Source organism: Trueperaceae bacterium (genome assembly GCA_023954415.1).
Classification (GTDB): domain Bacteria; phylum Deinococcota; class Deinococci; order Deinococcales; family Trueperaceae; genus JAAYYF01.
Genome location: JAMLIB010000005.1, coordinates 41,729 through 56,482, shown reverse-complemented (window position 1 = coordinate 56,482; position 14,754 = coordinate 41,729). Strand labels below are relative to the sequence as shown.

Here is a 14,754-nt window from a genome sequence, read left to right as displayed (position 1 = left end):
GCTTCGCCAACTTGCCAGCGCGCCGGTTCTTGACGGGTGCGTTCGTCCGTTTGGGGCGCGCCTCGTCATGGCCGTCCCAAGCGAGGTCGATGGCAGGGTACGGGTACCAGGTGTGTTTCGCGAAGGGAGCAACGCTTTGAAGGACCAGGGCAAGACGTTCAAGATGGGTGACCAGGTCGTCCTCCCGCCTTACGGCGTCGGCATCGTAGCCGGCACGACCGAGCGCGCCGTGGGCGGCGCGAACCAGAAGTATTACCAGGTCGAGTTCCCCAACGGAACGTCTCGAGCCTACGTCCCCGTAGCTGCGCCGCAAGGCGCCGGGCTGCGCGCGGCGCTCACCAAGGACGAGGTCCAGAGCGTCCTCGAGCGGCTACAGAACGGCCGCATCACGCTCCCCAAGCAGTGGGCGGCCCGCCATCGTAAGGTGACCGATCTCCTCACGACCGGCGACCCATACCAGATCGCCACCCTGGCTAGCGAGCTCCGCCGCTGGGACCTCGAGCGCGGCCTGCCCGACCTCGACCGCCAAGCCTACCGGCGGGCCCTCAGGCTCCTGGCCGGCGAGATCAGCGCGGTCCTCGGCATCACCCAACAAGAAGCGCGCGTCCTCATGGACGCCGGCGAGGAAGACGAGCTCAACTGAGCCGCTGAGACGCCCCCTGGGGCGCCCCCACCCTCTCGCACCCTCTCTCGGGGCGCCGCCTTCAAGCAGGCGGCGCCCCTGCTGCTTCCTACCCCGCCCCACGCTCGGCGAGCCACCGCAGGGCCACCGCGTAGGCGGCGTAGTCGTCTATCGCCACGGGCGCGCTGCGCAGGCCGGGCGGCACGAGCCGCCCCAACCCCTTGGGCGGATGGTCGGCGAAGTAGAGGGCCCTCGCCTCCAGCGTCGTGCCTTCCTCGGGCACGAGGACGGGCTCGAGGCCGCGCCCGCGCAGGGCGGCCACGACGGCTGCGCTGCCCGTGCCGTCGCCGACGAGCACGGTGACCGCGTGTGGGAGCTCGAGCCGCTCGAGGTCGCCTAGCGAGACGACCTCGTGCCGCAGCAGCTCGCCCGTCTCCGAGACGAAGGCGACACCGAGGTTCCTACCGGGATCGAAAGCGACGAGCACCCTAAGCGACAGCCTAGCAGTCGCCGCGCGGGCAAGGACGGGCCGACGGCGCCGATGCGGCAGGGGCCCTCGTGAGGCCGCCGGTCGGGCGGACTCGCACGCCGCGACTACGGACGAAGCACGGCCGAAACGGGAGCTGCCCGCCCCCAACGATCGTGGGGGCGGGCAGCCGGTCGTGCGGGGCCGTCGGCGGCGCTAGCGCCCGACCTTCCGGTCGGCTCCAGCGCGCGGGGTCTTCGGCTCGCTCAGTTGACCGCGTCCTGGCGCGGGGCTTCCTGCGGGGTGGCCGGCCTCGGGGTGGCGACGGCCTCGGGCGCGCGGGGGGCGGTCTTGAGCTTTTCGAGAGAGCGCTCGTCGACGACGCGCGTGCGGCGGATGGAGGCGAGACCGGTCCCCGCGGGCACGAGCCGCCCGAGGATGACGTTCTCCTTCATACCGACGAGGTCGTCGACCTTGCCGGCCAGGGCGGCCTCGGTGAGCACGTGGGTCGTGTGCTGGAAGGAGGCGGCCGAAAGCCAGCTCTTCGTGGAGAGCGAGGCCTTGGTGATGCCGAGCAGCAGCGGCTTCCACTGCGCCGGCTCCTTGTCCTGGGCGCTGAGCGACTCGTTGACTTCCTCGACGTCGAACCGCTCGGCCGTCTGGCCCTCGAGGAACAGGCTGTCGCCGGGGCGGTCGATCTCGACGTACTTGAGCATCTGGCGGACGATGACCTCGATGTGCTTGTCGTGGACGCTCACGCCCTGACCGCGGTACACCTTCTGGATCTCGTCGACCAGGTACGCCTGCACGGCGCCGGGGCCGCTCACCTCGAGAAGGTCGTGCGGGTTGACGCTGCCGCGTGTCAACGCCTGCCCGGCAGCGACCCTGTCGCCGCTGGCGACGAGGATGCGCAGGCCCTTCTCGACGCGGTACTGGCGGCTGAACTCGCCGTCGTCGCTCGTGACGGTGATGCGCTGGCGCTCCTTGTCCTCGTCGTCCTGCAGCTCGACGACGCCGTCGATCTCCGAGAGGATCGCCTTGAGCTTCGGCTTGCGCGCCTCCACGAGCTCGATGACGCGCGGGAGGCCCTGCGTGATGTCTGCGCCCGTCGCGATGCCGCCCGTGTGGAACGTGCGCATGGTGAGCTGGGTGCCGGGCTCGCCGATAGACTCGGCGGCGATGACGCCGACGGCCTCGCCGAGGCTGACCTCGCGCATCATCGACATGTCGAGGCCGTAGCACTTGCGGCACACGCCGGCCCGCGTCTGGCAGGTCAGCGGGCTGCGCACCGCGACCTTCCGCAGCTCGGGCAGCTGGGCCATGTGCTTGACGATGACGTCGACGTCGGCCTTGTAGAGGAGCGTGCCGGCGGCGTACTGGACGTCGCCGAGGTCCAGGTCGAGGGCCAGACGGCGACCGTACAGGCTCATCTCGATGTGCCCCTTCGGCCGGGCCCGCTCTCCTTCGTAGAGGTTGACCTCCTCGAAGTCGGCCGTGCCGCAGTCGTCCTCGCGGACGACGACCTCGTGGGCCACGTCGACGAGCTTGCGGGTCAGGTAGCCGGAGTCCGCCGTGCGCAGAGCCGTGTCGGCCCCGCCCTTGCGGGCCCCGTGCGTGGAGATGAAGTACTCGAGCACGTCGAGGCCCTCGCGGAAGTTCGCGCGGATGGGCAGCTCGATGGTCTCGCCGGACGGGTTGGCCATGAGGCCGCGCATGCCGGCGAGCTGGCGGATCTGCTGCGGGTTGCCACGGGCGCCGGACTGGGCCATGACGAAGAGGGGGTTGAACGGCATGTTCGTCTGGAAGTTCTCGAACACAGCGTCCTTGACCTTCTCGGTCGTGTCGTTCCAGAGGCGCACGACCTGCTGGTAACGCTCGGCCTCGGTGACGAAGCCGCGCTGGAAGCCGGCGTTGATCTTGGCCAGCTTCTCCTCCGCCTCCTCGAGGATCACCTTCTTCTTCGGCGGGATGGCGACGTCGTCGATCCCGATCGTGATGCCGGAGGTGGTCGAGAGCTCGAAGCCGTACTGCTTCAGGCCGTCGAGGAGCGCGGCGGTGCGCTCGACGCCGAGGCGCTTGTAGCTCTCGACGACGAGGTCGCGCAGGGCGCCGCGTTCGTAGACGGTGTCGTAGCGCAGGAGGTCGCGTGGCACCTCGCCGCCCGCCTCGAGGGTCTCCTTGACCATGCGGGCGAAGAGGAGCCGCCCGGGGCTCGTCTTGATGATCTCGCCGTCGACCCTGGTCGTGACGACGTCCTGCATGTCGATGCGGTGCTCGGCGACGGCCAAGAGGGCCTCGTCGACGCTGCCGAAGCGGTACATGAGGCGCCCGGCGCTGGTCTCCTCGCCCGCCACCGTGATGGCGGAGTTGAGGTCGAGCGCACCAGCCTGGTACGCGGCGAGAGCGGCCTCCTCGTCGGCGAACTCGGCGCCGGCACCCACGTGGCCCGTGTGGAGCTGCGTGAGGACGTAGAGGCCCAGGATGATGTCGCGCGTCGCCTGGACGTTCGGGTTGCCGTGCGCCGGGCTCAGGAGGTTGTGGCTCGAGAGCATCTGGAGCCGCGCCTCGGACTGCGCGTACACGGAGAGCGGCACGTGGATGGCCATCTGGTCGCCGTCGAAGTCGGCGTTGAACGCCTCGCACACGAGCGGGTGGAGCTGGATGGCCTGGCCCTCGACGAGCACGGGCTCGAAAGCCTGGATGCCGAGGCGGTGCAGCGTGGGCGCGCGGTTGAGGAGGACGACGCGGTCCTTGATGACCTCCTCGAGGGCGTCCCAGACCTCGTCGCGGGCGTCGCGGTAGCGCTCGAGCATCTTGCGGGCGCTCTTGATGTTGGAGACGATGCCCCGCTCCTCGAGCTTCTTGAAGAGGAACGGCTTGAAGAGCTCGAGCGCCATGCGCTTGGGCACGCCGCACTGGTGGAGCTGTAGCTGCGGGCCGACGACGATCACCGAACGGCCGGAGTAGTCGACGCGCTTGCCGAGCAGGTTCTGCCTGAAGCGACCCTGCTTGCCGCCGAGGAGGTCGGTGAGCGAGCGCAGGGGCCGGTCGGAGCCGGGGTGCACGACGGCGGAGCCGCGGCGACCGTTGTCGATCAGGGCGTCGACGGCCTCCTGCAGCATGCGCTTCTCGTTGCGCACGATCATCTCGGGCGCGCCCTGCTGCATGAGCTTCTTCAGGCGGTTGTTGCGGTTGATGAGGCGGCGGTAGAGGTCGTTCAGGTCGGAGGTGGCGAAGCGCCCGCCCTCGACTTGCACCATCGGCCGCAGGCTCGGCGGCATGATTGGCACGGCCTCGAGGATCATCCAGGAAGGCTTGTTCTCGCTCTCGCCCGCGCCGGACTGCAGGAAGGCGCGCACGATCTCGAGCCGCTTGCGCGCCTTGGCGCGCTTGTGGCGGCTCGTGGACTCCATCTCCTCCACGAGCTCGGCCTCGAGCACCTTGAGGTCGATGTGGTCGAGGAGCTCCTTGACAGCCTCGGCGCCCATCTTGGCCTCGAAGTCGTAGCTCTCGATGACCCGCACCTGGCGCCTGACGAGGTCGATCTCGACTCGGCCCTCGATCTCGGACTTGATGCGACCGTCGTCGGCGAGGTCGTCGCCGATGCGGACCCGGTCGCCGTTGACGACGATCGGCTCGTCCCGGTACGCGTACACGCGGGCGCGCGACACGACGATGCTGGCCGGGTGCGAGAGGCGCACCTTGCCGCTGGCCGCGGCCGTGATCTCCTGCGCGGCGTCGATGGCCCCGACGACCTTCTCGCCCGGCCGCACGGTGGCGCCGTCGCCGACGAGGACGTGCATGGTCGGGTTCGTCTCGTGCGTCTCGGAGCGGTCCCACTCGACCTTGAGGGTCACCGTGACGTTGGTGCCCTTGGCCTTGCTGGCACGCAGCGTGGCGGAGGCGCCTTGCGGCACGGAGAGGGTGGTGCCGGCGGCGGCCTTGAAGAGCTCCGTGCCCGGCTCGACGAACTCCCCGCCGGCCACGAGCGGCTCGCAACCTTGCGGCACGAGGTAGGAGGCGACGACCTCCTCCGTGTCGGCGTCGTGCAGGGCCAGTATGCCGCCCTCGCCGATGGCGAGGTACTCGACGACGCCCTCGGCCTCGCTGGCGACGACCAGGTCGGTGGACAGCTCGGCGAACGGCTGACCGCCAACGTAGCTCTCTTCCTCGATCCAGTCCTTCTTGGCCAGCACGATGCGCGCGTCGCGCATCTCGTGGTAGTCGAGCGTGATGCGGCGCGGGAAGCGGTACTGCGCTATCCCGGCGATCTTGGCCTTGACGCCCTTGGCGAGCTGCTGGCCGGGCTCGACGGCCTCGCCGTCGCGGATGACGGCGTCCTCACCGCCGGAGACGGTGTAGGTCTCCTGCAGGCCGTAGCGGAGCTGCCGGTACTCGTCGTCGGAGAGCAGGTCGCCGCGCTTCAGCGGGCGTCCGTCGGGCAGCCGCGCCTCGTGCGGGTTGGTGACGATGTACTTGGCGAAGTACAGGACCTGCTCGAGCTGGGCGGTGGAGAGGTTGAGCAGCCCACCGATCTTGTTCGGGATGTCCTTGACGTACCAGATGTGAGCGCACGGAGTGGCGAGCTCGATGTGGCCCATGCGGTAGCGGCGGACCGTCGCGCGCGTCACCTCGACGCCGCAGCGCTCGCACGTCTTGCCCGCGAAGCGCTGACCGCGGTACTTGCCGCAAGCGCACTCCCAGTCCTTCTCCGGCCCGAAGACGCGCTCGTCGAACAGCCCGTCGCGCTCGGGCTTGAGCGTGCGGTAGTTGATGGTCTCCGGCTTGGTGATCTCGCCGTAGCTCCAGTCGCGGATGCGCTTCGGCGAGGCTATCTGGATCTTGACCTGGGTGAACTCGCGGATCTCTTTCGTACGCGGCCCGTCGCCACGGAAGTTGTTCTGCCTGTTGGTGTCGCTCACCAGTGCCGTCCCGTCTCGTCGAAGATGCTCACGGGCTTGTCGTCTGCGTCAAGCACGCTGACGTCGAGCCCGAGGGAGTGTAGTTCCTTGACCAGCACCTTGAACGACTCGGGGATGGTTGGCTCGAGGACGTCGTTCCCCTTCACGATCGCCTCGTAAGCGGCGTTGCGCCCATCGATGTCGTCCGACTTGATGGTGAGCATCTCCTGGAGCGTGTAGGCGGCGCCGTGCGCCTTGAGGGCCCACACTTCCATCTCGCCGAGACGCTGACCGCCGAACTGCGCCTTGCCCCCGAGCGGCTGCTGGGTGATCAGCGAGTACGGGCCGGTGGAGCGGGCGTGCATCTTGTCCTCGACCATGTGGTAGAGCTTCATGATGTACATGATCCCGACGACGATCGGCGCGTCGATGGCCTCGCCCGTGCGCCCGTCGAACAGCACCGTCTTGCCCGAGCGGGCGAGCGCCGAGTGCGCCTCCGCCGCGGTGAGGTCGCGATCGATGATGCCCAGCTTCGCCGAGCGGCGGTAGACCTCGAGCGCGCGCGTGTCGGTGTCGAACCCGGCGGCCGCGTCCGCGGCGGCCTCGGCGCGCGCCGACTCCTCGAGGAGGTCCTTGATCTCGCTCTCGCGCGCGCCGTCGAACACGGGCGTGACGTACGAGACGCCGTGCTTGAGGGCCGCGAGCCCGAGGTGGGTCTCGAGGATCTGGCCGAGGTTCATGCGTGACGGGACGCCGAGGGGGTTGAAGACCATGTCCACGGGGGTGCCGTCCGCGAGGAACGGCATGTCCTCCGGCGCCAGGATCTTGGCGACGACGCCCTTGTTCCCGTGGCGGTTCGCCAGCTTGTCGCCCTCGATGAGGCGGCGCTTCTGGGCGATGTAGACGCGCACCATCTCCTGCACGCCCGGCTTCAGCTCGACACCAGGGTCGCCCTTGCGGAAGCGCACCGTGCGCAGCACGATGCCGCCGTCGCCCGGCGGCACCTTGAGCGACGTGTCCTTCACTTCCTTGGCCTTCTCGCCGAAGATCGAGCGCAGCAGCCGCTCCTCGGGCGTGGGGTCCTTCTCGCCCTTGAAGCTCGTGTGGCCGACGAGGATATCGCCCTGACGCACCTCGGCGCCGATGCGCACGACGCCGTCCTCGTCGAGGTCGCGCAGCGCGGCCTCCGAGAGGCCCGGGATGTCGCGGGTGATCTTCTCCGGCCCGAGCTTCGTGTCGCGCGCTTCCTTCTCGAACTTCTCGATGTGCACGCTCGTGAAGGCGTCCGAGCGCACGAGGTTCTCGGACAGGACGATGGCATCCTCGAAGTTGTAGCCGTCGAACGGCATGAGCGCGATGAGGACGTTCTGACCGAGCGCGAGGCGGCCGACCTCGGAGGCCGGGCCGTCGGCGAGCGTCTGGTTGGGGAGGACGCGGTCGCCGATGTCGACGACGGGGCGCTGGTTCAGGTTGGTGTTCTGGTTGGAGCGTTGGAAGCGCGTGAGCTGGTACTCGCGCTCGATGCCCCTGTCGTTCTCGACCACGACGCGGTTGGCGTCGACGTAGGTGACGGTGCCGGCCTCGGTGGCGAGCACGACGGTGCCGGAGTCGCGCGACACGCGCTCCTCGACGCCCGTGCCGACGAACGGCGCCCGGGCGCGGATCAGCGGCACCGCCTGAGACTGCATGTTCGAGCCCATGAGCGCGCGGTTCGCGTCGTCGTGCTCGAGGAACGGGATGAGCGAGGTCGGCACGGAGATGATCTGCTTGGGCGACACGTCCATGAACTCGACCTGATCGGGCGTGAGGAGCACGGCATCGCCCAGGTCGCGTGCCACGATCGTCTCGGTGGCGAAGGTGCCGTCGTCGTTGAGGGGCGTGTTCGCCTGCGCGATGCGGTGCTTGTCCTCGTCGTGAGCGTTGATGTACACGACCTCGTCCGTGACGCGGGCGTTCACGACGCGGCGGTACGGCGCCTCGATGAAGCCGCGATCGTTCACCTTCGCGAAGCTCGCCAGCGACGTGATGAGGCCGATGTTCGCGCCTTCCGGGGTCTCGATAGGGCAGATGCGGCCGTAGTGCGTACGGTGCACGTCACGCACGTCGAAGCCGGCGCGCTCGCGCGTCAGGCCGCCCGGGCCGAGGGCGGAGATGCGGCGCTTGTGACGGAGCTCGGAGAGCGGGTTGACCTGGTCCTTGAACTGGCTGAGCTGGCTGCGGCCGAAGAACTCGCGCAGCGCGGCGACGATCGGCCGGCTGTTGACGAGCTTCTGCGGCGTGGCCCCGTCGGGGTTGCCGAGGAGCATGCGCTCGCGCACACCGCGCGCCATGCGCCCGAGGCCGACGCGGATCTGATCGGCGACGAGCTCACCGACGGTGCGGATGCGGCGGTTGCCGAGGTGGTCGATGTCGTCGACCTGGTAGCCCTCCTCGCCGGCCTGCAGGCGCACGAGGTACTGGAGGGTCGGCACGAGGCCGTAGTCGACGAAGCGGCCGTCCTCGAACCCAAGGAGCGTCTTCGTGTTGAGAGGATAGTCGAGCTTGAGCTTCTCGTTCATCTTGAAGCGGCCCGCGTTGCCGAGGTCGTAGCGGCGGGGATCGGCGAGGAGCCCGAAGAGGTACTGCGTGGCCTTGTCGACCTTGGGCGGATCGCCGGGGCGCAGGACGGTGAAGAGCCTCAGCAACGCCTCGTCTGGCGTGATCCCGGCGGCGCCCTCGCTCTCGAGCGTCGGCTCGATCTGGGACTCGTGACCGGCGAACAGCTCACGGATCTGGACGTCCGAGTAGCCGAGGACCCGTAGGAGGAACGTGAACTGGAACTTGCGCTTGTTCACCTTCATCCATAAGACGTTGGAGTTGTCGAACTCCACCTCGATCCACGGACCGCGCTTCGGCATCGGGATGATGCTGGCCGTGTAGCGCTTCTGGTTGACGCCGACGATCGACTCGGTGAAGTAGACGCCCGGGCTACGGTGGATCTGCGAGACGATCACGCGGTCGGCGCCGTTGATGATGAACGAACCGTCGTCCGTCATCAGCGGCAGGTCGCCCAGGAAGACCTCGTCCTCCTTGATCAGGCCCGTGTCCTTGTGGACGAGCTGGAGCTTGGCGAACAGGCCGGCGTGGTAGGTGAGGTCCTTCTCGCGGCACTCGTCGGGACCGTACTCGGGCGGGTCCAGCCGGTACTCGAGGAAGTCGATGACGAGGTCGGTCTGGCGACCGCGCTCCGTCTCGTCGATCGGGAACACCTCGCGGAAAGCAGCCTGCAGGCCGACGTCGTCGTCGCGCTCGGCCGCGCTCTTGCCGAGCTGCAGCAGGTTGTTGTACGAGGTGATCTGGATGTTGGTCAGGTTCGGCAGCTCGATGACTTCCTTGATCCTGCCGAAGTTCCGGATCTCGCGCATCTTCATCCCTTCGCTAGAAGCGGGGTCTCGCGTGGCGACGCCTGGGTGGCCCGGCCGGCGCGCGTCTCGCGCTCGACCGACGACCCGGGCGTTGCCCGTTCTGGTCCGAATGTGGGTAATATGCGCTTCAGGCCCCCCAGACCCCGCACCCGTCTGGTGCGAGCGGCGGCGAGAGCATGACAAGATACCGCGGCGCCGCCGGTTCGGGCGGGCCGCTCCTTCCTGCGTTGGTCGATCAAGATATTTCCCCGCTGGTCAAGCTCATTGCCTCCCGGCGACCTCGCACTGTAGCAGGCGTTCTCGCGTGCGCTTGTGACCCGCGCGACGGCTTCCTCGCTTGGCCCGCTCGGTGACGCGCGCTTGGGAACGCGCGTCACCCTCGGGCGCGGCCGGATCACGGACCGCTTCTTGCTGGCATCCTGGCAACTGCAGCGACCTGGTCTCCCGGAGCCGGAGCCCGGGAGACCAGGCCCTTACTTGACCTCGACTTGGGCGCCCGCGGCTTCGAGCTTGGCCTTGATGTCCGCGGCTTCGTCCTTGGTAGCGGACTCCTTGACGACGCCGCCCGCCTCCACGAGGTCCTTGGCCTCCTTGAGGCCGAGGCTCGTGATGGCACGCACTTCCTTGATGACGCTGAGCTTCTTGTCGCCGCTCGTCGCCTTGATGCTGACCGTGAACTCGGTCTGCTCCTCGACGGGCGCCAGGTCGCCGCCAGCCGGGCCGGCCATCATCATGCCCATGGGCATGGCGGCGGCGGCTTCGACGCCCCACTTCTCCTTGAGGCCGTCCACGAGTTCCACGAGCTCGAGGACCGTAAGGCCGCTGAGCTGATCGATCACTGCTTGCTTGTCGAAAGCCATCTTAGTTGCCTCCATCTTTCTGCTTGTCAACGTAGTTGTTCATCACGGTGACCAGGTTCCGCTGCGGACCTTCGAGCACTCCGACGAGCTGTTGGAGCGGCGCGATGAGCACGCCGACCAACTGGCTCTGGATCTGCTGCTTCGAAGGCAGCTTGGCGATGCGGACGAGCGCGTCCTCGCCGAGGGCACTCCCCTCGAGGCGGCCGCCCTTGGACTTGGGCAGCTCCTTGGGGTGAGCCTTGGCGAACTCGGTGATCGCCTTGACGGGCGCCACGAGCTCGTCGCCGACGAGCACGAGGGCCGTCGGTCCTTGCAACGTCGCCTCGAACCCCTCGATGCCCTGCTCCTTGAGCACGACGTTGATGAGGGTGTTCTTCGCGACGAGCATCCTCCCGCCGGCGGCGCGCACAGCAGCGCGCAACCGACCGAGGTCGCCAGCGGAGAGTCCCTGGTAGTCCACCAGGAAGAACGTCTTGGCGTCGCCGAGTTGCTCGCGCAGCTCGGCGACCGCAGTCACGTTCCTGGGGTTGGCCATGGGAAACCTTCCTATTCTCGAACTACGTTCTCGGGCGCCCTTGGGCTACCCTCGAACAGGCCGCGAAGCGCGTGCCGGTCGCTCGAGCGCTTTAGCGCGCTCAGGTTCCCGACGCCTCGGCAGGATCTTTAAGCCTGGCGGCCCCTGCTGTCTCCAACGCCGAAGGTGCTCGGCTTGCGCTGCGCACCGGGATGCTTGGCTCAGGCCTCGGTCGCGGCACCGAGCGCGATGCGCATGCTCGGTCCCATGGTCGAGGCGACGTGGATGGTCTTGACGTACTGACCGCGCGCGGCTTCGGGCTTCGCGGCCTCGACCGCGCTGCGCAGGGCGGCGAAGTTCTCGGCGATCTGGGCGGAAGAGAAGCTCGCCTTGCCGATCGGGGCGTGGACGACGCCCGTCTTGTCGGCGCGGAACTCGATCTGGCCGGCCTTGAGGGCGCGCACGATGCCGCCGATGTCGAGACCGACCGTGCCGGCCTTCGGGTTCGGGAGCAGACCGCGCGGGCCGAGGACCCTACCGAGCTTGGAGCCGACGGCGGCCATCATGTCGGGGGTAGCGACCACGGCGTCGAAGTCCATCCAACCGCCGAGGATGCGCTCGATGATATCGGTGCCACCGACGAAGTCCGCGCCGGCGGCCTCGGCGGCGGCCACGCCGTCGCCCTGCGTGATGGCGAGGACGCGGACCGTCTTGCCGGTGCCGTGGGGCAGGGCGACGGTGCCGCGCACGTTCTGGTCGGACTTGCGCGGGTCGATGCCGAGGCGGAAGTGCGCCTCGACGGTCTCGTCGAACTTGGCGCTCGCGAGCTCCTTGACGAGCGCGGCGGCCTCCTCGACGGAGTACGCGCGGTCCTTGTCGACCTTCTTCGCCAACTCGCGGTAACGCTTACCGTGCAGCGCCATCAGCTCGGCTGCCCTTCGACGGTGACGCCCATGGAGCGCGCCGTGCCCGCGATGATCTTGGCGGCGGCCACCTCGTCCGAGGCGTTGAGGTCGGTCATCTTGGTCTTGCCGATCTCGAGGCACTGGGCCCAGGTGAGCTTGCCCACCTTGTCCTTGTTGGAGGCGGCGGAGCCCTTGGGGATGCCCGCGGCCTTCTTGATGAGGTAGCTGGCCGGCGAGGTCTTCGTGACGAACGTGAACGAGCGGTCCGAGAAGATCGTGATCTCGACCGGCACGATGGCGCCGGCCTGCGCCGCCGTGGCGGCGTTGTACTCCTTCACGAACTGCATGATGTTGGCACCGTACTGGCCCAGCGCCGGACCGACGGGTGGTGCCGGCGTGGCGGACCCGGCCGGGAGCTGGAGCTTGACGATTCCGGCGATCTTCTTTGCCATGCTTCCTCCTTAGGCTCCCCCACGCACATGGCGAGGCGCGGGGTGGCGCGCCGCGTTCCGCGGCGCATGTCGCTCGACTGCTTGCGGGGCTCGTGACGAACGCCCGCTGTCTACAGCGCGTGACGGCCAGGCGCCAGGCGGCGCCGAGGCCGTCAGGCGCGGATGACCTGAGAGAAGTCCAGTTCCACGGGCGTCTCACGCCCGAAGATGGAGACGAGGACCTTGACCTTGCCGCGTTCGGGGTTGACCTCGGAGACCACGCCCGTGAAGTCGGCGAACGGCCCGGCGGTGACCTGGACCATGTCGCCGACGTTGAAGGTGATCCTGACCTTCGGGGCCTCCCGCTGGCCAGTGACGCCCATGGCGGTGAGCATGCGGGCTTCCTCGTCGGGTGAGAGGGGCACCGCGTGGGTGGCCGTGCCTACGAAGCCCGTGACCCCCGGCGTGTAGCGCACGACTTCCCAAGCCTCGTTGGGCTCGTCCGGGTTGTCGCCCAGGTCCATCTGAACGAAGATGTAGCCGGGGAACAGCTTGCGGGTCGTCTCCTTCTTCTTGCCGCCGCCGATATGCTCCATGGTCGTTTCGACGGGCACGACGACCTGATAGATCGACTCGGCCATGCCGAGCGACCTCGCCCTGCTCAGGATGTTCTCCTTGGCTTTCTCTTCGTGCCCCACGTAGGTGTGCACGGCATACCACTCGATGCTCATAGGGGTTCCTTTGTCTGGGGCCGAGCGTCACCCCGACCTGGGTCGGCTGGCTCTGGCACCCACGGCGTGAGACGACCTGGGGTCAGGTGATCAGGCCGAGCAGGTTGCCAAGCGTGAGGTCGGCGACGAACAGGAACAGCGCGGTGACGAGGACGAACAGCAGCGTAGCCTCGGTGGCCTGGATGACTTCCTTGCGCGTCGGCCAGGTCACGCGGCCGAGCTCGGCCCGCGAGTTCCTCAGGTACTGGATGAGGCCCTTGAACACGAGGTTAGACCTTCACCTCTTTGTGCACCGTGTGCTTGCGGTCCCATGGGCAGTACTTCTTCAGCTCCATCTTGCCTTGGGTGTTGCGCCGGTTCTTGTGCGTGGCGTAGTTGCGCCGCTTGCACTCCGTGCACTCTAGAAGCAGTTTGATCCGAACATCACTGGCCATCCTGGCCTCCCAATCAGACCTGACAGTGTAACCGGTTCTTGCGGGCTACGTCCAGGGGTCGGCCTGGATCGCCGACCCCGAAGCGGGTGCGGACGTGGCTACGGCAGCTTACTTCGTGATGCTGGTCACAACCCCAGCACCAACCGTACGCCCACCCTCACGAATCGCAAACCGCAACCCCTCCTCCATCGCAATCGGCTTAATCAACTCAACCGACAACTCCACATTATCCCCAGGCATCACCATCTCCACCCCAGACGGCAACGACACCACACCCGTCACATCCGTCGTCCGAAAATAAAACTGCGGACGATACCCCGAGAAAAAAGCAGAGTGACGACCACCCTCCTCCTTCCTCAAAATATACACAGACGCACCAAACCCCACATGCGGCGTAATCGAACCCGGCCGAGCCAACACCTGACCCCGCTCAATATCATCACGCCCCACCCCACGCAACAACACCCCAACATTATCCCCAGCCATCCCCGAATCCAACGTCTTACGATGCATCTCAACACCCGTCACAACACTCCTACGAGTATCAGACAACCCCACAACCTCAACCTCATCCCCCGTCCGCACCACACCACGCTCAATACGACCCGTAGCCACCGTCCCACGACCCGTAATCGTAAACACATCCTCCACCGGCATCAAAAACGCCCGATCAACATCCCGCACCGGCGTCGGAATATAAGCATCCACCGCATCCAACAACCCCCACACCCGATCAACCCACTCATTCACACCACGCGCCACCTTCGGCTCCCCCTGCAAAACCTCCAACGCCCGCAAAGCCGACCCACGCACCACCGGCAAATCATCCCCAGGAAACTCATACGAAGACAACAACTCACGCACCTCCATCTCCACCAACTCCAACAACTCCTCATCCTCCACCATATCCACCTTATTCAAAAACACCACAATATACGGCACCCCCACCTGACGCGCCAACACAATATGCTCACGCGTCTGCGGCATCGGACCATCAGCAGCCGACACCACCAAAATCGCACCATCCATCTGCGCCGCACCAGTAATCATATTCTTCACATAATCCGCATGCCCCGGACAATCAACATGCGAATAATGCCGAGCCGCAGTCTGATACTCAACATGCGACGTATTAATCGTAATCCCACGCGCCCGCTCCTCAGGCGCCTTATCAATCTGATCATACGACTGCACCTCAACCGACGAATCAACCGAAGCCGCCGTAAACGTAATCGCAGCCGTCAACGTCGTCTTCCCATGATCCACATGCCCAATCGTCCCCACATTCACATGCGGCTTCGTACGCTCAAACACACCCTTAGCCATGATCCGTTCCTTTCGAGGTCCCGGCCGGCGGCTCGCCGCCTGGCAGGGGGCCGGCCCCCCGTCCGGGGGCGCGGACGGCGCCTCACCGCTTCACCGGCTGCCGCGCCTCTTTCTTGCAGCGGCAGGCAGAACGAGGTCGCTGGCAACCACCGCTCGCCGC

Annotated in this window: 12 protein-coding genes; 1 reads left to right on the top strand and 11 read right to left on the bottom strand. The window is 67.2% G+C overall.

Going from position 1 to position 14,754, the window contains the following annotated elements; all coding sequences use genetic code 11:
* Positions 1-136 precede the first annotated feature (136 nt).
* Positions 137-643: a CarD family transcriptional regulator gene (locus M9914_07385; GenBank protein ID MCO5174001.1), complete on the top strand. Its 507-nt coding sequence runs from the start codon at positions 137-139 to the stop codon at positions 641-643.
* Positions 644-731: 88 nt separating this feature from the next.
* Here M9914_07385 and M9914_07380 read toward each other — a convergent pair whose 3' ends face one another.
* The 11 genes from M9914_07380 to tuf all read right to left on the bottom strand — a co-directional run bounded on the left by M9914_07380 (position 732) and on the right by tuf (position 14,594).
* A complete protein-coding gene (locus tag M9914_07380; GenBank protein ID MCO5174000.1) occupies positions 732-1,109 on the bottom strand; it encodes a hypothetical protein in 378 nt (125 codons plus the stop codon).
* Between the two features lie 245 nt (positions 1,110-1,354).
* Positions 1,355-5,953 (bottom strand): DNA-directed RNA polymerase subunit beta', encoded by a 4,599-nt coding sequence (gene rpoC / locus M9914_07375; GenBank protein ID MCO5173999.1) that lies wholly within the window; start codon positions 5,951-5,953, stop codon positions 1,355-1,357.
* A 53-nt stretch (positions 5,954-6,006) separates the two neighbouring features.
* On the bottom strand, positions 6,007-9,393 hold the full coding sequence (locus M9914_07370) for a DNA-directed RNA polymerase subunit beta (GenBank protein MCO5173998.1): 3,387 nt from the start codon (positions 9,391-9,393) through the stop codon (positions 6,007-6,009).
* Positions 9,394-9,866: 473 nt separating this feature from the next.
* Positions 9,867-10,253 carry a 50S ribosomal protein L7/L12 gene (rplL, locus tag M9914_07365; GenBank protein ID MCO5173997.1) on the bottom strand — a complete coding sequence of 129 codons (387 nt, stop codon included), beginning with the start codon at positions 10,251-10,253 and terminating at the stop codon, positions 9,867-9,869.
* A gap of 1 nt (position 10,254) precedes the next feature.
* On the bottom strand, positions 10,255-10,788 hold the full coding sequence (gene rplJ / locus M9914_07360) for a 50S ribosomal protein L10 (protein ID MCO5173996.1): 534 nt from the start codon (positions 10,786-10,788) through the stop codon (positions 10,255-10,257).
* Between the two features lie 200 nt (positions 10,789-10,988).
* A complete protein-coding gene (gene rplA, locus M9914_07355) occupies positions 10,989-11,690 on the bottom strand; it encodes a 50S ribosomal protein L1 (protein MCO5173995.1) in 702 nt (233 codons plus the stop codon).
* Positions 11,690-12,124, bottom strand: a complete 435-nt coding sequence (rplK, locus tag M9914_07350; protein ID MCO5173994.1) for a 50S ribosomal protein L11 — start codon at positions 12,122-12,124, stop codon at positions 11,690-11,692. Before rplK ends, rplA begins: the two co-directional genes overlap by 1 nt.
* 152 nt (positions 12,125-12,276) lie before the next feature.
* Entirely contained in the window at positions 12,277-12,834 is a 558-nt protein-coding gene (gene nusG, locus M9914_07345; GenBank protein ID MCO5173993.1) for a transcription termination/antitermination protein NusG, read from the bottom strand.
* An 82-nt stretch (positions 12,835-12,916) separates the two neighbouring features.
* A complete protein-coding gene (gene secE, locus M9914_07340) occupies positions 12,917-13,099 on the bottom strand; it encodes a preprotein translocase subunit SecE (GenBank protein MCO5173992.1) in 183 nt (60 codons plus the stop codon).
* Between the two features lie 4 nt (positions 13,100-13,103).
* Complete coding sequence (gene rpmG, locus M9914_07335) at positions 13,104-13,268, bottom strand: 50S ribosomal protein L33 (GenBank protein ID MCO5173991.1); 165 nt, start codon at positions 13,266-13,268, stop codon at positions 13,104-13,106.
* 108 nt (positions 13,269-13,376) lie between these two features.
* Positions 13,377-14,594 (bottom strand): elongation factor Tu, encoded by a 1,218-nt coding sequence (tuf, locus tag M9914_07330; GenBank protein ID MCO5173990.1) that lies wholly within the window; start codon positions 14,592-14,594, stop codon positions 13,377-13,379.
* Between the last annotated feature and the right edge of the window lie 160 nt (positions 14,595-14,754).

Excerpts from the sequence above, each read along its gene's own strand:
- M9914_07370 (MCO5173998.1), bottom strand. The coding sequence starts at position 9,393 with ATGCGCGAGATCCGGAACTTCGGCAGGATCAAGGAAGTCATCGAGCTG.
- rplL (MCO5173997.1), bottom strand. The coding sequence starts at position 10,253 with ATGGCTTTCGACAAGCAAGCAGTGATCGATCAGCTCAGCGGCCTTACG.
- rplJ (MCO5173996.1), bottom strand. The coding sequence starts at position 10,788 with ATGGCCAACCCCAGGAACGTGACTGCGGTCGCCGAGCTGCGCGAGCAA.
- rplA (MCO5173995.1), bottom strand. The coding sequence starts at position 11,690 with ATGGCGCTGCACGGTAAGCGTTACCGCGAGTTGGCGAAGAAGGTCGAC.
- rplK (MCO5173994.1), bottom strand. The coding sequence starts at position 12,124 with ATGGCAAAGAAGATCGCCGGAATCGTCAAGCTCCAGCTCCCGGCCGGG.
- nusG (MCO5173993.1), bottom strand. The coding sequence starts at position 12,834 with ATGAGCATCGAGTGGTATGCCGTGCACACCTACGTGGGGCACGAAGAG.
- rpmG (MCO5173991.1), bottom strand. The coding sequence starts at position 13,268 with ATGGCCAGTGATGTTCGGATCAAACTGCTTCTAGAGTGCACGGAGTGC.
- tuf (MCO5173990.1), bottom strand. The coding sequence starts at position 14,594 with ATGGCTAAGGGTGTGTTTGAGCGTACGAAGCCGCATGTGAATGTGGGG.